Source organism: Pseudomonas sp. REB1044 (genome assembly GCF_038813925.1).
Taxonomy (GTDB): Bacteria; Pseudomonadota; Gammaproteobacteria; order Pseudomonadales; family Pseudomonadaceae; genus Aquipseudomonas; species Aquipseudomonas boreofloridensis.
This window is the reverse complement of the sequence record NZ_CP046139.1, coordinates 2,352,327-2,375,450: the sequence shown is the minus strand read 5'-3', so window position 1 is coordinate 2,375,450 and position 23,124 is coordinate 2,352,327. Positions and strand designations below refer to the sequence as shown.

11 protein-coding genes and 1 pseudogene are annotated in these 23,124 nt (G+C 64.9%); 9 read left to right on the top strand and 3 right to left on the bottom strand.

The annotated features are described in order from the left end of the window. Nucleotides 1-273 precede the first annotated feature (273 nt). The 3 genes from GKC70_RS10910 (at nt 274) to GKC70_RS10900 (ending at nt 4,076) form a co-directional block, all read left to right on the top strand. The gene (locus GKC70_RS10910; RefSeq protein ID WP_342651318.1) at nt 274-2,589 is read left to right on the top strand and encodes an EAL domain-containing protein; all 2,316 of its coding nucleotides are present in this window, start codon (nt 274-276) and stop codon (nt 2,587-2,589) included. Beyond that, a complete protein-coding gene (locus GKC70_RS10905) occupies nt 2,589-3,461 on the top strand; it encodes a phosphate/phosphite/phosphonate ABC transporter substrate-binding protein (protein ID WP_342651317.1) in 873 nt (290 codons plus the stop codon). Before GKC70_RS10910 ends, GKC70_RS10905 begins: the two co-directional genes overlap by 1 nt. 66 nt (nt 3,462-3,527) lie before the next feature. Beyond that, the gene (locus GKC70_RS10900; RefSeq protein ID WP_304485448.1) at nt 3,528-4,076 is read left to right on the top strand and encodes a lipocalin family protein; all 549 of its coding nucleotides are present in this window, start codon (nt 3,528-3,530) and stop codon (nt 4,074-4,076) included. 10 nt (nt 4,077-4,086) lie between these two features. Here GKC70_RS10900 and GKC70_RS10895 read toward each other — a convergent pair whose 3' ends face one another. After that, nucleotides 4,087-5,400 (bottom strand): methyl-accepting chemotaxis protein, encoded by a 1,314-nt coding sequence (locus GKC70_RS10895; protein WP_342651316.1) that lies wholly within the window; start codon nt 5,398-5,400, stop codon nt 4,087-4,089. A gap of 270 nt (nt 5,401-5,670) precedes the next feature. Here GKC70_RS10895 and GKC70_RS10890 point away from each other — a divergent pair, with 270 nt between their 5' ends. The 6 genes and pseudogenes from GKC70_RS10890 (at nt 5,671) to GKC70_RS10865 (ending at nt 13,035) form a co-directional block, all read left to right on the top strand. Continuing rightward, a complete protein-coding gene (locus GKC70_RS10890; protein WP_342651315.1) occupies nt 5,671-6,633 on the top strand; it encodes a site-specific integrase in 963 nt (320 codons plus the stop codon). Between the two features lie 69 nt (nt 6,634-6,702). Then, nucleotides 6,703-7,350: a DUF1345 domain-containing protein gene (locus GKC70_RS10885; RefSeq protein ID WP_039578237.1), complete on the top strand. Its 648-nt coding sequence runs from the start codon at nt 6,703-6,705 to the stop codon at nt 7,348-7,350. A 254-nt stretch (nt 7,351-7,604) separates the two neighbouring features. Beyond that, nucleotides 7,605-7,832: pseudogene (locus GKC70_RS10880) on the top strand (DUF1652 domain-containing protein); the annotation flags it as partial. A gap of 907 nt (nt 7,833-8,739) precedes the next feature. Next, nucleotides 8,740-10,368: a cyclic peptide export ABC transporter gene (locus tag GKC70_RS10875; protein WP_342651504.1), complete on the top strand. Its 1,629-nt coding sequence runs from the start codon at nt 8,740-8,742 to the stop codon at nt 10,366-10,368. Nucleotides 10,369-10,591: 223 nt separating this feature from the next. Further along, the gene (locus tag GKC70_RS10870) at nt 10,592-12,754 is read left to right on the top strand and encodes a TonB-dependent siderophore receptor (protein ID WP_342651314.1); all 2,163 of its coding nucleotides are present in this window, start codon (nt 10,592-10,594) and stop codon (nt 12,752-12,754) included. Continuing rightward, the gene (locus tag GKC70_RS10865; RefSeq protein WP_342651313.1) at nt 12,742-13,035 is read left to right on the top strand and encodes a TonB-dependent receptor; all 294 of its coding nucleotides are present in this window, start codon (nt 12,742-12,744) and stop codon (nt 13,033-13,035) included. Before GKC70_RS10870 ends, GKC70_RS10865 begins: the two co-directional genes overlap by 13 nt. Before the next feature lie 182 nt (nt 13,036-13,217). Here GKC70_RS10865 and GKC70_RS10860 read toward each other — a convergent pair whose 3' ends face one another. After that, entirely contained in the window at nt 13,218-14,180 is a 963-nt protein-coding gene (locus tag GKC70_RS10860) for a transposase (protein WP_342649421.1), read from the bottom strand. Nucleotides 14,181-14,475: 295 nt separating this feature from the next. After that, a complete protein-coding gene (locus GKC70_RS10855; RefSeq protein WP_342651312.1) occupies nt 14,476-23,124 on the bottom strand; it encodes an amino acid adenylation domain-containing protein in 8,649 nt (2,882 codons plus the stop codon).

The window sequence follows — 23,124 nt, the reverse complement described above, 5'->3', positions numbered from 1 at the left end:
GGCATAACCTGCCGGGCTTTGTTTGTAAACATTGAAGAGCTCCTGAGTCATTAGAAACCTAAGGCCGCTATGGCCGGGGATGATTCTGTTCAGTCCCCTGGACAGTCGGAGCCAAGCATTTCCTAACGGGGCCATACTTCCTTCCTGCCACGAGGTAGGCCGTTTCCTCAGAGCGAGCGACTGAAAACAGGCAAGGCACTTTGCCATCAGTCATTCTCCTGTCATCTGCCTGACTTATTTTCGAGCCTCCCAGCCCCTTGGAACTCGGATGAAGTGAAGCGCCCTTACCTCTCGCCTGCTGGGCTGCTGCCCCTGCTGCTGCTGATTTTGTGCGGTGTCATCCTGGCGTTTGTGTGGGGGCTGCACGTGGCTCAAAAGGCCGCCGCCCGGCACGACGCCTTGGCCGCCAAGGCGGCCGAGCACCTGAACCTGGCCAACATCGTCGGCGAGAGTCTGCGCCAACTGGTCGACCGTGCCCAAGCGGTGAGTCGGGTCAGCCGCAACGACCTGCTCGGCGCGCGCCAAGGCAGCCTGAGCCTGGCGCGGCTGTTGGCCGAAGATCCGGTGTTCAAGCGCATGAGCCTGTACGACCGCCAGGGCCGTCTGGTCGCCGCCAGTCACAGCGACGAAGCGCCACGGCTGTCGGACGACTGGCTCGACCAACTTCGCCAGCACGTGTCGCGCCATGGCTTCAAGCCGTTCATGCCCAGCACGCCAGCACACGCGACGACACCCACCCTGCCCAACTGGCGACTGCCTTTTCTGCTGCCGCTGACCGACCTGCGTGGCCGGGAAGTCGACAGCGTCCTGGTGGTGCAATTGGACGTCGGCTACCTGGCGATGCTGTTCCAGCACATCGACCTGGGCCGCAGCGGCATGCTGCGCCTGCTCCAGGCCGATGGCCGCGAGCGGGTGCGCATCGACGGCAGCGGCGTGGTGGTAGCCGGCGAAACCCTGGCGCCGGAGTTGCCCGATAGCGAAGGCGAATCCGGCCAGTTCACCCAGTACAGCTACGAGGGCAGCTTCCAGAGCCTGTACCGGCGCGTGGCCGAGCGCGGTTTCAGCGTCGTGGTGAGCCAGCGCCAGGACGAGATCCTCGCCCCGACCACCCTCGCCTACCAGCGCCAGTTCTGGCTGAACCTGTGCATGAGCGTGCTGATCCTCGGCGGCCTGGCCTGGGGGCTGCGCCTGCTGCGCAAGCGCCAGGACGCCTTTACCGAACTGGAACAGGCGCAACAGGTGAACCAGGAATTGATCGGCCGCCTGGAAGAGGCCCACCGGCGCAGCAGCCATGCCGCCGCCACCGACCACCTCAGCGGTCTGCACAACCGTCGCCAGTTCGTCGAAGTGGCGGCCCAGGCACTGGCCCGCCAGCGCGGGCGCAGGCGCCTGACGGCGGTGCTGTTCATCGACATGGACCGCTTCAAGTCGATCAACGATTCACTGGGCCACAAGATCGGCGACCTGCTGCTGCAGGCGGTGGCCGGGCGTATCCAGCGCCTGCTGGAGCCAGAAGACGAAGCGTCGCGCTTTGGCGGCGACGAGTTCGTGGTGCTGCTGGCCGGCAACCGCAGCGAAGAACAAATCGATGCCTGGGTGCGGGCGCTGGTGGCCAAGCTCTCGGCCACTTATGCCCTGGATGGCAAGGAGGTCAATACCAGCCCGAGCATCGGCGTCAGCATCGCCCCGCGTGACAGCCAGGAGGTCGACAGCCTGATCCGCTGCGCGGACGCGGCGATGTATTCGGCCAAGCAGGCCGGCCGCGCCCAGTACCGCTTCTTCGACCCGTCGCTGAACCTGCCCGACATCCAGGCCTTCACCCTCGAACAAGCCTTGGGCAGTGCCCTGGCCGAACGCCAGTTCGTGCTCCACTACCAACCGCAGGTGCGCCTGGACACCTTGCAGGTGCAGGGTTACGAGGCGCTGGTGCGCTGGGACCATCCGGAATTCGGGCTGCTCTACCCGGACCGCTTCATCGGCATGGCCGAGCGCAGCGGCTTCATCGTCGAACTCGGCTGGGAGGTACTGCGCCTGGCCTGCGAAGAACTGGCTCGCTGGCACGCCGAGGGTCGCGAGACCCCCTTGGCGGTGAACGTCTCGGCACTGCAACTGCGCCAGGCCGATTTCAGCGAGCGCCTGCTGGCGCTGTTGACTGCGTACGGCATCGACAATCGCCACCTGGAACTGGAGATCACCGAGACCACCATCCTCGACCCTGAAGGCACGGCACTGGAGCACCTGCACCGCCTGCGCACGGCAGGCATCGGCATCAGCCTCGACGATTTCGGGCGCGGCTACGCCGGTTTCGCCCACCTGCAGGCGTTGCCGCTGTCGAAGCTGAAAATCGACCGCTCGCTGATCGCCCCGTTGTGCAACAGCCATGACGACAGCCCCATCGTTTCCTCGACGATCATCCTGGCCAAGCGCCTGGGGCTGGAGGTGGTGGCCGAAGGCGTGGAAACCCGCGAGCAGGTGCTGTACCTGAAACTGGCCGGCTGCGACATCGCCCAGGGCTATCACTTCAGCCGTCCGCTGTCGGCCGCGCAACTTCGCGACTACCCCCCTTTCAGCACCGTGCAGGTGGCCTGATGCGTATCCTCAGAGCCCTCACCCTGCTGGCACTGCTGTTGCTCCCGGTCACGCTGCTGGCCGACTGCGCGGAGCGGACACTGCGCCTGGCAGTGATTCCGATGTACAGCGCCGAGCTCATGCTCGAACAGCACCAGCCGTTGCTGCAGCATTTGAGCGAGGTCACCGGGCTGCCGGTGGAGTTGGTGGTGGCGTCGTCCTATGAGGCGGTGGTCGATGCCATCGTCTCCGGCGGCGCCGACCTCGCCCGGCTGGGGCCCGCCGCCTACGTGCTGGCGCACAGACGCGATCCGCGCGTTGAGGCCTTCGCCACCTTCGCCCTCAAAGCCGGACCGTACACAGCGGCCGGCAGCCAGTATCAGTCGCTGCTGTTGACCCGTGCGGACGGGCCTGCGCAGTTCGCGCAGTTGCGCGGCAAACGGGTGGCCTTGAGCGATCCGGCCAGCACCTCCGGCAGCCTGGTGCCCAGCGTCGAGTTCGCCGGTCGCGTGAATACCCCGTTGCGCGACTACTTCGGGGCCTTGGTCTACGCCGGCACCCACGACAAGGCATTGGACGCCCTGCTCGAGGGACGCGTGGACGCGGCGTTCGTGGCCAGTGAACGCGCCGATGCCTACCTGGCGCGCCATGCACTCAAGCCCGAAGCCTTCCAGGTGTTATGGCGCTCGGCGCCGATTCCCTACGATCCCTATGTGCTCAGCGCCCACCTGTGTCCGGCACTCAAAGCGCGGATCCGCCAGGCCATGCTTGCCGACCCGCAGGCGCTGGCCGCCTTCGTCCGCTCGCAGGATGCCAGTGCGCTGGTGGTCATCGGCCCGGGGGCCTACACCGGTCTCGAACAGGTGATGGAGCAAGCGCTGAAGGCCCGCTGACCGATTCAACTTTCCTGGCTCGGCGGCGTCGAAACAGCGACATCATGAATTTCCTGGAGGTTGCTCATGGCGATTCGCGCCACTTTGCTGGTTTCCTGCCTGACCCTGGCCCTGGCCGGCTGCGTGGGTTCACCGGACGACAAACCGCCGCCGCAGACCATGGCCGTGGATCTGCAGCAGTACCAGGGCAAATGGTACGAGCTGGCGCGCCTGCCGATGTTCTTCCAGCGCAAGTGCGTGCAGTCGGAGGCCAACTATCGCCTGCGCAGCGACGGCCAAGTCGACGTGACCAACCGCTGCCGCGAAAAAGACGGCCAGTGGCAGGAGGCGACCGGCATCGCCCAGCTTCAACAGCCCGGTCAGACTGACAAGCTGTGGGTGCGCTTCGACAACTGGTTCAGCAAGCTGGCGCCCGATACTGCCAAGGGCCAGTACTGGGTGCTGTACCACGATCCCGAGTACCGCGTGGCACTGGTCGGCCACCCCAACCGCGAGTACCTGTGGCTGCTGTCGCGCACGCCGACGGTCAGCGAGAACACCCGCAACCAGTTGCTGGAGGTGGCCCGCCAACGCGGCTACGACACCGACGAATTGATCTGGCGCGCGCCCGACTGAGGACTGCGCCTTACAGCAGGTCGTGGGTCACCTGGCCCACCGCCTGCACCACCCGCCGCGCGCCATCCTGGATCCCGCTGATGGCAGTGCCGGCCTGACCGGCCAAGGCCAGGCCGGCACTGGCCTGCTCGCGACTGCTTTCGATCTCGATCACGGCCTGGTCGGCCAGTTGCTGGTTACGCGCCACCACCGAGACGATCTCCTCGGTGGCGCTGCTGGTCCGCGCGGCCAACTGGCGTACTTCATCGGCCACCACGGCGAAGCCCCGTCCCTGCTCGCCAGCGCGAGCGGCCTCGATGGCGGCGTTGAGCGCCAGCAAGTTGGTCTGCGAGGCGATGCTGCCGATGGTCTGCACGATCGAACTGATCACCACCGACTGCTTGCCCAGTGCCTCGATGGTGGTGGACGCCGACTGCATTTGCCCCGCCACGGCCTGCATCGTGTTCACCGCCTCTTGAACCACTGCCGCGCCTTCGCGGGCACTGACGTCGGTGGTGCGCGACACATCGAGGGCCATTTCCGCGGCGCGGCGGATTTCCTGCTCCTTGCGCACCTGGTCGGTGACCACCGAGGCGTACTTGATCACCCGGATGATGTGACCCTCGGCGTTGTACACCGGGTTGTAGCTGGCTTCGAGCCACACCTCCTGGCCATGACTGTCCAGGCGCCGGAAGCGTCCGGCGACGTAGCGCCCGCTGTTGAGGGTCTTCCAGAACTCGGCGTAGGCCGGCGAGGCGACTTCCTCGGCGCTGCAGAAGATCCGATGATGCTGGCCGACCAATTGACCGAGCGAATAGCCCATGGCGCCGAGGAACTGCTCGTTGGCGGTGAGGATGTTGCCGGCCAGGTCGAACTGGATGACCGCTGTGGAGCGGAACAACGCATCGACGAACGCGCCGTTTTCGCGGTTCTTCTCGATCTGCACCGTGGTGTCGCTGCCAAAGCCTTGGATGTGGTCCAGTTGCCCGTCTGCATCGCGGACCGGCAACCAGGTCAGGCGCAGCCAGATGAGACCGCCTTGCAGGTTATGGAAGCGGTAGTCATCGGTCACCGGCTGAAAACGCGAGACCGACTCGTTGAAACGGCGATAGCACGGCAGCGTCGTGACGTAGCTGGGCACCAGGTCGATCAGGGGGCGTCCGATCAGCTTTTCCTTGGGCTGGCCGAGCGCAGCAGCGCACGCATCGTTGCAGGCGACGATGCGGCGCTCGGCATCCAGGCGCAAGGCCAGGGTGCCCTGTTCCAGTTGGTCCAGTACTTGGCGCAGGCGCCTGACCTCGGCTTCACTGGCCGCCAGCTGAGCTTTGACTTTGCGATCGAACATGAGGATACCTTGCGAACAGTGAGGGGGATGGGCACGCACGCATCCTGCAAGCCAGTCGGCTGGCGGCCCCAGGCCCCGGATGACGGGGGCTGGCGCTTCTTATTGGAGATGGGGTGCAGCATGCCATTAAAGACACAGCACCGCTATCAAAGTGCTATCGACGCTGGAGAATATTTTAGTCGTCGATGGCCAGGCTGCGAGGCGGCCAATGGCGCCGTCTGCCGGGCTGGTTTATGGTGGCGCGATCACTGCGCCACAGCCTGCCCCGCCATGACCGACATCGAGCGCTACGTCCGCGCTGCCACCCGTGACAATACCCGCCGCAGCTATCAGGCCGCCGTCGAGCATTTCGAGGTGCACTGGGGCGGTTTCCTGCCCGCCACCGCCGACAGCATTGCCCGCTATTTGGCCGATTACGCCGGCCAGCATGCCGTCAGCACCTTGCGCCAGCGCCTCGCTGCGCTGAGCCAATGGCACCAGGCGCAAGGCTTTCCCGATCCGACCAAGGCGCCTTTGGTGCGGCAGGTGCTGCGGGGCATCCGCACCCTGCACCCCACACTGCCACGCCAAGCCGCGCCCTTGCTGCTGCAGCACCTGCAGACGGCGGTGGATGGCTTCGAGGACGAGGCCCGCCAGGCCCAGGCACGGCACGATCTGCCTGCGCTGCTGCGGGCCCGACGCGACGCCGCCTTGCTGTTGCTCGGTTTCTGGCGCGGTTTTCGCGGCGACGAACTGGCGCGTCTGCGGGTCGAGCATATCCAGGCCGAGCCTGGGGTTGGCATCACGCTGTTCCTGCCCCGCAGCAAGGGCGATCGCGAAGCCCTCGGGGTGCACTACCGCACCCCGGCACTCAAAGCGCTGTGCCCGGTAGCGGCCTACCTGCAGTGGATCGAGGTGGCCGGTATTGCCCGAGGCCCGGTGTTTCGCAAGCTCGACCGCTGGGGTCACTTGGGCGAAACAGCGCTGCACAGCAACAGCCTGATCGGCCTGCTGCGGCGCATGCTCGAACGCGCTGGAGTGCCTGCGACGCTGTACACCGGGCACTCGTTGCGCCGCGGCTTCGCCACATGGGCGACGAGCAACGGCTGGGAGCTCAAGGCGTTGATGAGCTACGTGGGCTGGAAAGATGCCAAGTCGGCGCTGCGTTACATCGAAGCCGGTCAGGCGTTCGGCGAGTTGGCGCTGCCGACGGCCAAGTACACGCCCCACGCGCTGCCTGACGCGGCGAAGTGAACGCCTGGCATCGCGCATCGTCTCAGCTCGAGCTAGCCTTCAAGCACCCCTTCTGCCCATCGAGCATCCATGGCCTTTCATCGTCTGACCCGTTCCCATCCTCGCCTGACCCTCGGCACCCTGGCCGGCCTGCTCGGCGCCTGGCTGATCCCCGCCGACGACTGGACCCAACGCTTCCTGGCCGGCTGGAACGTCGGGGTCTGGCTGTACCTGATCCTGGTGCTCTGGCTGACCTGGCGGGCGACGCCGGACACGGTACAGCGGGTGGCCAACGTCGAAGACGAGAACGCGGGCCTGGTGCTGTTCACCGTCTCCATCGCCGCCATCGCCAGCCTGGCTGCGGTGACCTTGGAACTGGCCGCCAGCCGCGACCTGCATGGCAGTGCGCAGATGATGCATTACCTGTACACCGGCTTCACCGTGGCTGGCTCGTGGTTGCTGATCGGCTGCATCTTCAGCCTGCACTATGCGCGGCTGTTCTACCTCGACAGCGGCGATCAACCGCTGCTGCGCTTTGCCGACGGCGAGCGGCGACCGGACTACTGGGACTTCCACTATTTCGCATTCACCATCAGCGTGGCGGTGCAGACCTCCGATGTGGGCGTCGGCGGCCGGGCCATGCGGCGGGTGGTACTGGGGCACTCGTTGGTGGGGTTCGTCTTCAACACGGCGATTCTGGGGTTCACCATCAACATTGCGGCCGGGTTGCTGAGTTGACCGTCGGTCTGAAAGTGGCCTGAAGCTTGGCGGTGGGCGGGGGCGCCCCGGTCGCGAACACCTGCGTTGGCGTGCTGTTGTGGCGTGCTGCTTGTCGGGCTGTTGGTGATGTCGATCACACAGGCTTCGAATTGTCATCGTGGCGGGAGGACACTGGTGTGGCAGCTGCTATGTTTAGTGTCTGCCGACTGCCTGGGTGGATGGATGAATCGCTCCTGGGCAGGGCTTTCGGGCTTCCGGTCGTGGAGGTTGGCATGAACAAGATGACGTTTCCCAATGCCTGCCAAGTGATGCGCTGGCATTTTCATCCTTTGGGTTTCGAGGCGAGCATGGATGCACCGCGGAGCATGGTCGCGCGGGTGTTCGATCGGGCTACCGGGGAGACGGTGCTGGCCATTGCCGGGATTCCTTGTACGGCGGTCATGGCGGCGGCGGATGTTGAGCGGATCATCGAGGCTGTCGAGGTGGAGTTGGAGGCTTTTAGTGTGGGGCGGGGGTTGTTGGGTGGGTTTGAGCTGGGGGGGAATATCAGGTTTTTGTGGGCGGGCCGATGTGGGCATATCCGGATTTTGGGGTGAGGCTTAGTCACCTTTTCGCCCTTACGGCGACCCCCTTTTTTTCTTGGAAAAAAGGGGGGCAAAAACCGCTTGCTCCCGCATACGGCCCCTGCGCTGCGCGCAGGGGTTCCCTCGCGCCGGCGTCGCTCCGGGAGGACCGCGCTTAGGGGCCGTCCTGGCCCCAAGCGCTTGACGGGCATCCATGCCCGTCACCTCCCTGCGCAACGACGTCGCGAGGCCTCCTGAGGTCGCGGTTGGCGGTGTTGGAGCTACCGCGCACTAAGATCAAAAGCAACGGCAACGGCAACGGCAACGGCAACGGCAACGGCAACGGCGATTTGATCGCGCAGCGCTCCAGAACATCTGCCCCACCGCCCTGCTTCTAAGCGCGCAATCGTGCAGACGCCGCCCATCGCGACCTCAGGAGGCCGAGCAGAGGTGGCATGGAGGGGGTTGACGGGCATGGATGCCCGTCAAGCGCTTGGGGCCATGGATGGCCCCTAAGCGCGGTACCCCCGGAGTGCCACCGGCGCGAGGGAACCCCGCAGCGCAGCGAAGGGGCCGTATGCGGGAGCAAGCGGTTTTTGCCCCCCTTTTTTCCAAGAAAAAAAGGGGGTCGCCGTAAAGGCGAAAAGGTGACTAAGCCTCACCAAAGCCTCCGGATAAGCCCCAAACCACCAGTCCCCCACCCCACCCCACCCCAAAAAATCCCCAAGCCAACTAAATCCCCCCTCAAAAAAGTCGTCTAAGGAGAACGCAGCAGCCCCCAGCACGAACGCTCACCCAAGAGACCCCCAATGACCCCCACCCCCCCAGCCTAGCCCAGGAAACCCTGCGCCTTCTCAAGCCGTTCTGGTCACTGGTAGCCCTGTCAGCCGCCCTAGGCGTGATAAGCGGCCTGAGCGTCACCGCCCTGCTGGCGACCATCAACCGCGCCATGAATTCCGCAACCGGCCCCGGCACCGACATCGCCGTGCTGTTCGCCGGCCTGTGCCTGCTCACCCTGGCCTGCTCGACCGCCTCCAACCTGCTGACCAACTACGTCGGCCAAAACGTGGTAGCCAGGCTGCGCCGCGAGCTCTCGGCCAAGGTGTTGGTCGCTCCCATCGCCCAGCTCGAGCGCTACCGCGCACACCGTCTGATCCCAGTGCTGCTCAACGACGTCAGTACCCTCAGCACCTTCGCCCTGTCCGTGGCGCCGATGGTCATCGCCTTCACCGTCACCCTCGGCTGCCTGGCCTACCTCGCCCTGCTGTCCTGGCAGATCCTGCTGATCACCCTGCTCACCGTCGTGGTCGGCACCGGCGCGCAGTTCCTCGCTCACCGCTATGGCATGCACAACATCCTCAAGGCCCGCAACGCTGAAGACGACCTGCAGAAGCATTACCAGGCGCTGTCCGGCGGCGCCAAGGAACTGCGTATCCAGCGCCGTCGCCGCCAGCACATGCACGACCAGGCGATCCATGGCGCCACCGAACGCATCTGCCAGGCCAACATCCGCGCCGCCAACATCTTCGTCAGCGCCGAAACCTTCGGCTCCATGCTGTTCTTCGCCGTGATCGGCGTGGCCATCGCCTTCCAGGCGTTCTGGCCCAGCACCGAGCGCAGCGTGCTCGGCGGCTTCGTGCTGGTCATGCTTTACATGAAGGGCCCGCTGGAGCAACTGATCACCAATCTGCCCGCCATCAGCCGGGCGCAGATTGCCCTGCGCCGCATCGCCGAGCTCTCCCACCGCTTCTCCTCGCCCGAGCCGCACCTGCTGGTCAGCGACCGCACCCCGAGCGAGACCCAGGTGCGCTCCATCGAGCTGCACCAACTGCGCTACGACTACCCACCGGTAGAGGGCAGCCAGCCGTTCCACCTGGGCCCGGTGGACCTGACCATCAAACAGGGAGACATCGTCTTCATCGTCGGCGAGAACGGTTGCGGCAAGACCACCCTGATCAAGCTGCTGCTGGGTCTCTACACCCCGCAACAGGGCGAAGTGCGGCTCAATGGCGAGCCCGTCACAGCCCAAAGTCTGGATGACTATCGCCAACTGTTCACCACCATCTTCGCCGACTACTACCTGTTCGACGAACCGCTGCCCGGCCAGGCCGAACTGCCGCCAGAGGCCAGCAAGTACCTGGAACGCCTGGACATCGCGCACAAGGTCAGCATCCGCGACGGCAGCTTCACCACCACCGACCTGTCCACCGGCCAGCGCAAGCGCTTGGCGCTGATCAACGCCTGGCTCGATCAACGCCCGGTGCTGGTGTTCGACGAGTGGGCCGCCGACCAGGATCCAGCGTTCCGCCGCGTGTTCTACACCGAGCTGCTGCCCGAGCTCAAACAGCAGGGCAAGACCCTCATCGTCATCTCCCACGACGACCGCTACTTCCCCATCGCCGACCAACTGGTCCGCCTGCACGCCGGCCAGATCATGGTCGAGCACAATCCCCGCTCCGCCCTGCCTGCGTGACCGACCTCGGGGCGGCGCCAGCGCCGCCCGCCTGGGTTAAATTCCGCCGCGCTCGACTCGTTCTCCCAGTGCCGCCCGCAGAATCCGCACCTGCTCGAAAGCAGTCGCAGAGAAAAATCGCGACCGGAAGGCTTTTTCTTTCCGGTTTCGGCCTGCGCACGCGTCTCACTCGCAACGGAATAATTTTCATTTACTTGCGTACCTTGGATCGAGCCGACAAAAAATGCCAACACCACACTCCACACTGAGCCCCCTGAGCAAAGCCCTGATGCTGCGCAAGCTGTTGCGTGGCGCTCCGGCGATGACCGTCTTGGGCCTGGCCCTGTCGATGCCACTGGCCGCCCAGGTGCAGGCCCAGGAACAGGACTTCGACATCCCTGCCCAATCGCTCTCCAGCGCCCTGCAGGCCCTGGGCCGCCAGGGTAACCTGCAGGTGCTGTTCAGCCCGGAAAGCGTGCAGGGCGTGCGCAGCACCGCAGTCAAAGGCCGTTTCACGCCTACCCAAGCAGCTGGGGAGCTGCTCAGGAACAGCGGGATTCGCTTCAGCGTGCAGGGCAACACCCTGATCATCAGTGGCGCAGCCGAATCCGGCGCAGCCATGACCCTGGATGCCACCACCATTTCCGGGCAGACCCTGGGCACCACCACCGAGGGCAGCAATTCCTATACGACGGGCGCGGTGACCATCGGCAAGACCGCGCAAAGCCTGCGCGAAACGCCGCAGTCGGTGACCGTGGTCACCCGTAAATTGATGGATGACAAGAACCTGGTCTCGCTCGACCAGGTCATGGCCCAGACCACCGGCATCACCCGCGCCAACCGCGGCTATGGCAACCACCACTTCAGCTCCCGCGGCTTCGACCTCGAAGACGAAAGCTACATGATCGACGGCGTGCCTGGTCAGGCTTACGCCTACACCGGCTGGATGTCCCCGGACATGGCCATATTCGACCGTGTCGAAGTGCTGCGCGGCGCCTCCGGCCTGCTGGTCGGCGCCGGCAATCCCGGTGGCGCGGTCAACCTGGTACGCAAGCGCCCCACCGCCGATCCGCGCTTCACCGTGATCACCCGCGCCGGCTCCTGGGACAACTACCGCCTGGACCTGGACGCCAGCGGCCGCCTCAACCCTGAAGGTACCCTGCGTGGCCGCATGGTCGCCTCCTACGAGGACCGCGGCTATTTCACCGATGTCACCAAGTCCAAACGGCCCCTGCTGTACGGCATTCTCGAAGGCGACCTGAGCGACGCCACCACCGTGGCCGTCGGCCTGCGCCGGCAGACCTCGCGTACCAACGGCTACAGCGTGCTGGGCATTCCCAACAACCCGGATGGCAGCAATCCGCACCTCAAGCGCTCGACCTACCTGGGCCAGGACTGGACCACGCTGCAGACCAACATCGACGAAGTGTTCGCCGACCTCACCCATCACTTCAACGACAACTGGAGCGCCAAGCTGGCGATGTCCCATTCCGAAGGCGGCTACAACCGTAGCGCCATCGAATGGGATGCGGGCGACACGCTGGAGTACGGTGCGCCCGGCGGGCCAGTGGTCAATGACGTCAGCTACCACAAGTTCGACGTCACCTCCGACGCCGTCGATGGCCATCTGGACGGCACCTTCGAGGCCTTCGGCCTGTCCCATCAAGTGACCCTGGGCGCCAACTGGTCCAAGCGCAAGATGAACGACAAGGACCGCAGGGAAGAACTGCCCGACCCCATCCCGCTGAACGTCTACAACCCCAGCCACAACAACATCCCCGAGCTGGCACGCCAGGGCTGGGACTATGCCGACGACACCATCGATACCCGCTATGGCGTTTACCTGAGCACGCGCCTGCACGCCACCGAAGCCCTCAGCTTCGTGCTCGGCGGACGCCTGAGCTGGTACAAGAACGAAGCCTGGGACGGCCCTAAGGTCACCACCAGCCGCCAGGACAAGGAATTCACCCCCTTCGTCGGTGCGATCTACGACCTCAACGATCAGTGGTCCTGGTACGCCAGCTATGCCGATATTTTCCTGCCACAGTCGCAGTACCGCACGGTCTCCGGCAGCGTGTTGGATCCATCGATCGGGTCGAACTACGAAACCGGCATCAAGGGTGAACTGTTCGACAAGCGCCTGAATGTGTCCTTCGCCGTGTTCTACATCGAGCAGGAAGACAAGGCCGTTCAAGATTTCGAAAACCGCGGCAACTGCCCGACCGACCCGGCGGGACGCTGCTGGCTCAACGGTGACGGCATCAGCCGCAGCAAGGGCTTCGAAGCCGAAGCCACCGGTGAAGTATTGCCAGGCCTGCAAGTGGCGGCCGGCTATACCTACAACACAACCAGTTCCTCCGGTGGCGGCCCGATCTCGGCGCAGACCCCAAGCACATGGTGCGCTTGAACACCAACTACACCCTGCCGGGCGAATGGAACCGTTGGAGCGTCGGCGGCGGCATGTCGGCGCAGAACGCCTACGACGACGCGGCAAACGAAACCCGCAACAGCGGCCGAGCGATCTTCGATGCGCGTGCCGCCTACAAGATAGACCAGCACTGGACCGTGGGCGTGGACGTCGAGAACCTGTTCGACAAGAAGTACTTCGACTCGCTGGGCTACTGGACCCGTGGCACCACCTACGGCACCCCACGCAGCTACATGCTCAGTCTGCGAGGCGACTTCTGATCGGCTGAATGACGCAAACGCAACGCCCCCTCTTGAGGGGGCGTTTTTGTTTGCCTGTGAACCTGCAGGGTCCAAGCCCGCTTCACCGCTTGGGCAAGGTATGCGACACCGGATGATCATGCGTTTGTTGTTCGTCTGCAGCGCATGATGTCCAGAACCCAGCGCAGCATTTGTGGGAGATTCTATGGTTGTGGGCAATGCTTTTTGCCGCCTTTGCTCACGTATTCGCCTTGAGTCTTCATCAAGGCGAATGCAATTCTGGCCAGCTTTCGCGCCAGGATGACCAGGGCCTGAGTGGTTGCCTTACCTGTACTCCGATAATGTTCATAGACCTCCTTCCAGGCCTCGGTTTTGCTAGCGGACATGGCGGCGTTGTGCAAGAGTCGGCGCACTTCTGAGCAGCCGCGCTTGGTCAAGCGTCTGCGTCCGCATTTCTGGCCTGATTCGGAAACTTCCAGATCCATACCCAGAAAAGCGATGAAGGAGTCGCTTCGCTTAAAGTCGCCACGGATGAAGGCAGTGACCAAAGCGACAGCCGTTAGAAAACCAATGCCTTCAACTGCTTGGCAGCGGGCAACCTGCTCGCTCAGCCCTGCCTCTCTCACTAATGTCTTCAAACGCTTTTGAATCAGCAGATCAAGCGATGCAAAGTGCTTGGCAAAACTTTTGAAGGCTTCTTTGAGGGACACTTCGTTTCCCCAGCTCTGGGTCAGGCTGGTGCGTGCCGACACCAGTGCTGCTCGGCGTCGCAGAAGGCTCTGGAGCTTGCTGTAGACGGCTGGAGGGGGCGTCCAAGGACGAAGCGCACTGCCCTCACGATTAAGGAAACGGGCGAGTAGACAGGCATCAGACGCATCGGTTTTGACACGCCCGCCAATTCCTTTTCGGTAGTTGCTCAGCTGGAACCCATCGACGACATAGACGGCAAAACCCACTTCGTAAGCCATCTCCACCAAGTCCAGGTGATAAACGTTGGTGGCTTCAACACAGATGGCCGTATTGGCAGGCTGAAGTGCCAGCCATTTGCGGATCTCAGGCTTGGTATTTTTAAACGCGTGTTGTTGAGCAGTGTCCTCGCAGTAACTGACCAGTTCGACCTTGGCGACATCGACGCCAATGATGAACTTCTCGACTCGCATTGCCATGACCTGAACTCCCACGGTATGGTTTTTGGGCTCGGAGGGGGTTCACCAAGAGGCGCTGGCTTGCTTCTATCGTCGCTTGCAAACGATGCATTCTTTATCGGCGCTTTGGTGAAGGGGTGGGGCGAGGTCTCCCACGGTCTGTACTGTTTGTGGACAGTCAGATTCGGCCTTTTCGTCCCACCCCACCCCTTCGAGTATCACCATACAAGCGGCCTCGCGTCGCGATTGGACCGCAAAGCGGTCCCGACAATGTCAGCAGCGAAGCTGAAACCCGAGACCGCCAAACGCCAGCCCGTCAGCGCTGCCGCGCCAGCCGGGCCACGACCCCATCCATGAACTCGGCCGCGTTGACGATACCCTCATGCCCATCGGCAACCACCGTCGAACTGGCCAGTCCATTGATCGACGCCTGTGTCACCAATCCAGCCTCGCCTTTGGCCACACGCTCGGCACTGCGGCTCTGGCTCGCCCACCAGCAGTCCACCTGAACCTGCAATGGCCGCAGTCGGAACGCTTCGCTGAGCGCCGAGTTGTGCTCGAGCAACGCGAAACCGTCGACAATGTCGCGTTGCAGGTTCACGTTCCGATGGACCTCGCGCAATTGCTCGGCGCTGACCTCGCCCAGCGCCGCAACGCGCTCGATCACCCACTCGGCGCGGTCGACGTTGTCCGGCAACGCCTGCGCCTGGGCGATCAACGCCAGGATGCGCGCTTCACCAACACCTGGAGCGAAGGCCAGCAAGGCGCGCAGCAGGCTTTCGTCCGCCGCTTGTACGACAGGCTCGGCCACGTCGGTCTCGCTGTCCTGCAGTCCGCTGACGTGCGCTGGCAGCAGGCTGTCGACCAAGCCGACGAAGCCCACCTGCTGCCCCATCTGCTCCAGACGATGCGCCACTTCCAACGCCAGCGCGCCGCCCAGCGACCATCCCAGCAGATGATAGGGCCCCTGCGCCTGGGTGGCGCGAATCTGCTCGACGTAGTAGCCCACCATGTCCTCCCACGAGCGGTCGACCCAGCCCGGCACGGCGTAGCTTTTATTGACCACGCCGTACACCGGACGCTGCGCGGCCAGGCGCCTGGCCAGCGGGTAGTAGGCATAGGCAGCCCCGCCGCCGGGTGGCAGGCAGAACAACGCGGGGCGGTCCAACGTGCAGGCGTTGAGGGCGACCACAGGCGAGGACAACCGATCGTTGCCACCGCCGATGAAGCTCGCCAGCGCTTCGAAGTCTGGCATCAGCATGAACTCGTGCAGTCTGATCTGGGCAGAGAAGGTTGCCCTGAGCTTATTGACCAGCGTGATGACCAGCAGCGAATGACCGCCCAACTCGAAGAAGTTGTCGTGCAGACCCACCTGTTCGACGTTGAGCACTTCGCTCCAGATCTCAGCCAGTTGCTGTTCCAGTGCCGTACGCGGGGCGGCATAGCCCTTTTGCAATTGGCTGGCATCTGGTTTGGGCAGGGCCTTGCGGTCCAGTTTGCCGTTGGCGGTGAGCGGCCAGGCGTTCAGCACCAGGAAATGGGTCGGCACCATGTAATCCGGCAGTTGCGATTTGAGGTGTTGCTTGAGCGCTTCGCGCAGTTCGCTGTGATCGACTTGCGCATCCTGCGCGATCAGATAAGCCGCAAGTTGCTTGCCCCCGGCCCCGTCGATGTCCAGCACCAGCACTTCGCGCACCGCCTCGTGAGCATGCAGGCGGGCTTCGATTTCACCCAGCTCGATGCGGAAACCGCGGATCTTCACTTGGTGGTCGATGCGCCCGACGTATTCGATCACTGCCTGGCTGCGGTAACGGGCCAGATCGCCGGTGCGGTACAGACGACCGCCCTCGCTAGAGAATGGATCGGGTACAAAGCGCTCGGCAGTAAGCGAAGGCCGGTTGTGGTAACCGCGTGCCAGACCGGCATGGCCGACGTGCAACTCGCCGCTGCAACCTGGGGCCACTGGGTTGAAATCGGCGTCCAATACGTACATCGACAAGTCAGGAATCGCAGCGCCGATGGGGCTGCTGCTCTGATGCGTGTCTTCGAAACGAATCGGGCGATAAGTCACGTGCACCGTGGTTTCAGTGATGCCGTACATGTTGACCAGGTTGTCGCAGTCTTTGCCGAAACGCTCGAACCAGGGCTGCAAGGCAGGTACATCCAGGGCTTCGCCGCCAAAGATGACGGACCGCAGGGCCAGGTCGGAAGCACTTTCACACGCGACGCGCATCAACGGTTTGAACGCCGACGGCGTCTGGTTCAGCACCGTGACGCCCTGATCTACCAGTAGCTGGTGGAAGTCTTCAGGAGAGCGCGTCACCTCACGCGGCACGATCACCAGACGCCCACCGTGCAGCAGTGCGCCGAAAATTTCCCAGACCGAGAAATCGAAGGCGTAGGAGTGGAACAGGGTCCAGACATCATTCTGGTCAAAGGAGAACCAGTTCTCGGTCGCCTTGAACAAGCGCAATACGTTGTGATGCGGGAGCAAGGTGCCCTTTGGTTTGCCAGTCGAACCGGAGGTATAGATCACATACGCCAAGTTGTCCGGCTGAGTCAGGTGCTCAGGATTTTCATCGCTGTAGCCATCAAGCTCGGCCTCGAGCACAAGACTACGCACCGAAGCCGGCACGGGCAGATCGGACAGCAGATGCTGTTGAGTCACCAGCAGCGCAATACCACTGTCTTCGATCATGTAGCTCAGACGGTCCTGCGGGTAGTCCGGGTCCAACGGCACATACGCCCCGCCCGCCTTGAGGATCGCCAGCAACCCGACGATCATCTCGATCCCGCGCTCCACCGCCAGGCCCACCAGCACATCCGGCCCCACGCCCTGCTCGCGCAGCTTGTGCGCCAAGCGGTTCGCACGGCGGTTCAAGCCGTCGTAGCTCAGCGACTGCTCGGCAAAGGTCAGCGCAATGGCCTGCGGTGCCCGCGCCACCTGGGCTTCGATCAGCCCCTGAATAGACTCAGTGCTCGCAAATCGCGCAACCTCCTGCGCCACCACGCCGCCAAACGCCAGCTCACCCAAGACCCGCTGCGGCCCCTGCGCCATCCCCTCCAGCAGTTCGAGGAAATGCCCCGCCACCTGCTTGACAGTCGCCTCATCGAAGCACGCCCGGTCGAACTTGAAGCTGGCCAGCAGCTTGTCGCCCACTTGAGCGACCAGGGTCAGCGGATAGTTGGTCTGCTCCTGGGTCTGTACCTCACCAAACAGCAGCCCTTGCGGCGCGTCTTCCTGCAACGCCTCGGACACCGGATAGTTCTCGAACACCAGAATATTGTCGAACAACGCCTCGCCGCTGCGACCGGCCCAGCGCTGAATGTCGTACAGCGGCGTGTGCTCGTGCTCGCGCAAGGCCAGGTTCAACGCCTGCACCTGCTGCACCCAGTCCGCCACGCTCAGCTCAGGACGTGGACGGGCGACCACAGGCAAGGTGTTGATGAACAGCCCGAGCTGTTCTTCGATACCTGGGAGGTCCGCCGGACGCCCCGCGACCGTGGCCCCAAAGGCCACGCTCGACTGCCCGGTGTAGCGCTGCAACAGCATCAGCCACGCCGCCTGCACCAGGGTATTGACGGTCACCCGCTGCTCGCGGGCGAATTCGGCCAGACGCTGCGTACGCGGCGCATCGAGCACCGCGTTGCACTCACCCTGCCCCTCTGCGGGCCGCGCGCATTTGAGGACCTGCGCCAAGCGGGTCGGCTCGTCCAGCCCGGCGACGCGTTCGCGCCAGAACTGCTCGCTGAACGTGGCGTCCTGCGCTTGCAGCCACTGGATGTAGTCGCGATAGCGCCGTGGCGAGGTGGCCGGGGCGTGCCCGGCATAGCGCTGCAGCACTTCCCCGAACAACCGTGAACTGCTCCAGCCATCGAGCAGGATATGGTGATTGGTGAACACCAACTGGAGCTGCTGTTCGCCGGTACGGATCAGCGCCAGGCGCAGCAGCGGTGCGCGGGCCAGGTCGAAGCCCGCGGCCAGGTCCGCCTCGGCCCACTCGCGCAGGCGCCGCGCCTGATCCGCCTCGTCACGCCAATCCAACTGGATCACCGGCAGCGCCAGGTCACGTTGCACCACTTGCACGGCGCGGTCGAACTGGCTGATGAAGCTGCTGCGCAGGATCGGATGCTGGTCGATCGTCGCTTGCCAGGCGCCGATGAAGCGTGGCACGTCCAACCCCTGCACGCTCAGGCGCAACTGGTTGACATACTGACTCGCCGCCTCGCCAGCCAGACTATGGAACAGCATGCCCTGCTGCATGGGCGACAACGGGTAGATGTCCTCGATCGACTGCGCCGGCATCGGCAAGGCCGACAACTGCGGCTGGGTCAGGTGTGCCAGGGGGAAGTCCGAAGGCGTCACGCCCGCCACCTCGGGACGCACGCAATGGGCGATCAGCTCGCGCAGCACCTGGCCGAATTCGTCGGCGAGCGCCTGCATGCGCGCCGGCTCGAAGCGCTGGCGGCTGAAACTCCAGTCCAAGGTCAGGCGCCCGGCATACACCTGGCCGTCGATACTGATGGCGCTGCCCAGCGGCGCCTCGTCGCTCTGCCCTTGCCCGGTGCCCTCGGCGGCGAGTGCGAACAGGCTGGTCTGGCTGTCGAAACTGCCGTCGAACTGGCCCAGGTAGTTGAACACGATATTGCCCTGGGGCAAGGCGCTCAGGCTCTCGCGCGCAGGCGCCTCGCCCAGGTAGCGCAGCAGGCCGTAGCCGATGCCTTTGTTCGGCACTGCCCGCAGTTGCTCCTTGACCGTCATGATCGCCGCGCCCATGTCCTCGGCCGGGGTCAGTTTCAGCGGGTACAGGCTGCTGAACCAGCCGACCGTGCGGGTGATGTCCAGGTCGTCGAACAGGTCTTCACGGCCATGCCCTTCCAAGCGGATCAGCGCATGGTCTTCGCCCGTCCAGCGGCAGATGACCCGCGCCAGGGCGGTCAGCAACAGGTCGTTGACCTGCGTGCGGTAGGCCGCCGGTGCGTCCTGCAGCAATTGCCGGGTCAGCTCAGCGCTCAGCTCGGTGCGCACCGACACCTCGTGACGGCGCTGCTGACCCCCTTGGGCATCATCCCAGGGCAAATCGTCGGACAGGCCGCACAACTGCGCCTGCCAATACGCCAGCTCGGCCTGCAACGCCGGACTGCGGGCATGGGCCTGCAGGTGCTCGGACCAGGCCTTGAGCGAACTGCCGCTGGCCGGGAGCGACAGCGTCTGCCCAGCCGCCGCAGCCAGACAGGCCGCTTGCAGGTCTTCGAGCAGTACCCGCCAGGACACCCCGTCCACCACCAGGTGATGGATCACCAGCAACAGGCGCTGCTGCTCATGCGGCAGATCGATCAGCACCGCCCGCAGCAGCGGGCCGTGCTTGAGGTCCAGGCTGCGCTGGGCCTCGTCGGCCAGTTCGGCGATGCGCGCCGGATCGTCCAGGCGGTGGTGCCACAGCACCTGCGACAGGTCGAGGCTGGCGTACTCGCCGTGCCAACGCCCTTGGTCCTGCACAAAGCGCAGGCGCAAAGCCGCATGCTGCTCGACCACGGCAGCCAGCGCCGTGTGCACCTGGGCCACGCTCAGCGGCTGACGTGGGGTCAACAGCACCGCCTGGTTCCAGTGCTGGCGCTGGGGAATCTCGGTGTCGAAGAAACGCGCTTGAATGGGCAGCAAGGGCACCCGACCGTCCAGCGCCTCACGCGCCACCGGCGCCGGCTTGGCCTCGATGCGCTTGGCCACGGCCGCCAGTTGACCGATGGTCTGCTGCTCGAACAGTTGCTTGGGGCTGAGCTTGAGACCCTGGCGCTTGGCCCGGGCGATGATCTGCAAGCTCAGGATCGAGTCGCCGCCCAGCTCGAAGAAGTTGTCGGTGCTGCCGATCGGCTCGCGCTTGAGCACCTCGCTCCAGATCGCCGCCAGGGTCTGTTCGATGTCGCCCACCGGCGCTGTGTAGCGCTGCTGAACCGCATCGGGCCTGGGCAGCGCACGCTTGTCCAGCTTGCCGTTGGCGGTCAGCGGCAAGCGCTCGAGCAGCAGGATCTGCGCCGGCACCATGTAATCCGGCAAGCGCGCCTGCAAGGCCCCGCGCAGCGCCTCGGCCTGCAGTTCGACGCCGGATGCCGGTACTGCCCAGGCCAGCAGTTGCAGGCGCTCGGCATCGCTTTCCAAGGGCACGGCCAGCACCACGGCGTCCTGCACCCCTGGCTGGAGACGCAACAGTTGGCCGATCTCGCCAGGCTCGACCCGGTAACCGCGGATCTTCACTTGGTCGTCACTGCGCCCCAGGTACTCCAGCACACCCGCCTGCACCCGGGCGCGGTCACCGGCACGGTACAGACGCTCACCGTGGCGCGCCTGCGGATCAGGCACAAAGCGTTCGGCGGTCAATCCTGGCTGGCCGATATAGCCCTGGGCCAAGCCCTCGCCGCCCAGGTACAACTCGCCAGCCACCCGTTCGGGCAAGGGGTTCAGGTACGCGTCCAGCACCCGCGCCTGGCCGTTGTCCAGGGTTTGCCCCACGGGCACGCTGCGCCAAGCGTCGGCCGACCCGCGCACTTCGTGAGTGAGGATGCCGACGGTGGTTTCGGTCGGCCCGTAGTGGTTGACGATACGGCAGTCCGGCCGCAGCCGCTGTACCTGCTCGACCAGGGCCCAACTGCTGGCCTCGCCGCCCAGGATCAGCACCTGACGCGGCAGCACCCGCGCCGGGTCGGTGGCCTGCAGCAGGCCTTGCAGGTGGCTCGGCACGATCTTCAGGACATCGACCTGATGCTGTTCCATGTAGCGCGCGAAGGCGTCCGGATCGAAGCCTTGGTCGTGATCCATGAGGTGCAGCAAACGGCCGCTCGCCAGCGCCCCGAACAGCACCGTGTGCCCCAGGTCGGCGGCCACGGTGGAGACCATCGCCAGGCTGGCGTCGGTCGGCAGGTCCAGGCGTTGCAGCACGCCTTGCAGGTAGTTGGCCAGGGCACCGTGGCTGACCACCACGCCCTTGGGCTGCCCGGTGGAACCGGAGGTGTAGATGATGTAGGCGGCCTGGCCGGGAAGAATCGACACGGCGGGCGGTCGCTCGCTGCCGCCTTCATGGCGCGCCGCGTCGAACGCCAGCGCCGGACACACGCCCAAGGCGGCTGCCTGGGCATCGCCCGGTGCATGAACCAGCAGACGCGCCGCACTGGTGCGCAGCAGGTGCTGCAAGCGCTCGGGCGGCTGGCGGCCGTCCAGCGGCAGGTAGGCGGCGCCCAGCTTGAGCACGGCCAGCAGGCTGGTCACCCAATCGATCGTCCGTTCCTGGCACAGCGCCACGGTCATGCCGGCGGCGATGCCCTGCTCGCTCAGGTGATGGGCGAAGCGGTTGGCCCTTCGCTCCAGCTCGCCATAGCTGATCTGCACCTCGCCTTCGCGCAACGCCGGACGCTCGTCACCGGCCGCCAGGGCCTGGCGCCACAGGGCCAGGAAGTCGGCGCAGGGCCAGGTTCGATGCGGGGCGGGGAGCTGTACCGCCTGGTGATCGGGATGCGCCAGCAACGCGTCGTGGGGGTGATCGGCCAGGGTTTGCAGCACGCGTCGCAGCGAGGCGGCCAGGCGTTCGATGGTCGCGACCTCGAACAGATCGGTGCTGTAGTTGAAATAGCCGAGCAGCCCGTCAGGCGTCTCGCTGAAGTCGTAGGCCAGGTCGAAGCGGGCATCGCGGCCCTCCAGCGGATAACCGCTGACGGTCAACTCGCCGAGGGTCTGACGCGATTGCGCGGCGTCCTCGCCGTCGCTCAGGTTCTGATTGAGCTTGACCTGGAACAACGGGTTGTGGCCCAGGTTGCGCTCCGGCGCCAGAGCATCGACCAGATGCTCGAACGGCAATTCCTGGTGCGACTGCGCCCCACTGACCACCTGGCGCACCTGCTCCAGCAAGGCCGCGCCGCTCTGGCGCTCGTCCACTTGTATACGCAGTACCTGGGTATTGATGAAGAAGCCGATCAGGCCCTCGACTTCCTTGCGGTTGCGCCCGGCATTGGGCGCACCGATGCGGATATCGGCCTGACCGCTGTAGCGCGACAGCACCACCGCCAGCGCCGCCAGGGTCAGCATGAACAGGGTATGGCCGTTGCCGCGCGCCTGGGCCTTGAGCCGCTCGGTCAACTCGGCGGGCACGTCGCAGCGCAGCGTCGCGCCCCGGTAGCTGGGCTGCGCCGGACGCTCGTGATCCAGCGGCAGCTCCAGCAACGGATGCTCATCGCCCAGTTGCTCGCGCCAGTACTGCAACTGACGCTCGCCCTCCCCGGCCTCCAGCCAGGCGCGCTGCCAGATCGCGTAGTCGGCGTATTGCACCGTCAGCGCCGGCAGTTGCGGGTCACGTCCTTCGGACAAGGCTTCGTAGAGCTGCACGAACTCCTGCACCATCAGCTCGCCGGACCAGCCATCGGAGACAATGTGGTGCAGGCACACGGCCAGCACGTGCTGGTCAGCGGCCACGCGCAGCAGGCGCACCCGCAGCAGCGGCCCTTCGAGCAGATCGAACGGTGCCTCCAGCGCCTGACGCACATGCTGGGCCAGGCACTGCTCGGGATCCTCACCCATCACCGGCTGCAGTTCGATCACCTGCAGGTCCAGCGGTGCGTCATCCAGCACCTGCTGGTGGTACTCGCCGTCCTCGCTGACGAAGCGCGTGCGCAGGCTTTCATGGCGCTGCACCAGCGCCTCCAGTGCGCGGGTCAACGCCGCCAGGTTCAGCGGCCCGTCCAGGCGTACGACCGTGGGCACGTTGTAGAAACTGCTGTGCGGCTCCAACTGCCAGAGGAACAGCATGCGCTGCTGGGCGTACGACAGTGGGATGCGCGGGCTGTCGTGACGGGTCACGGCGATGGGCAGCAGGCGGAAGCTCTGCCCAGTCTCGTGCATCTTGTCGAGGATCTGCCGGCGCTGCTCCAGCGCCAGGCTGACGAAGCGTTTGGCGATACGTTCTGCTGTGCTCTTGTCCAT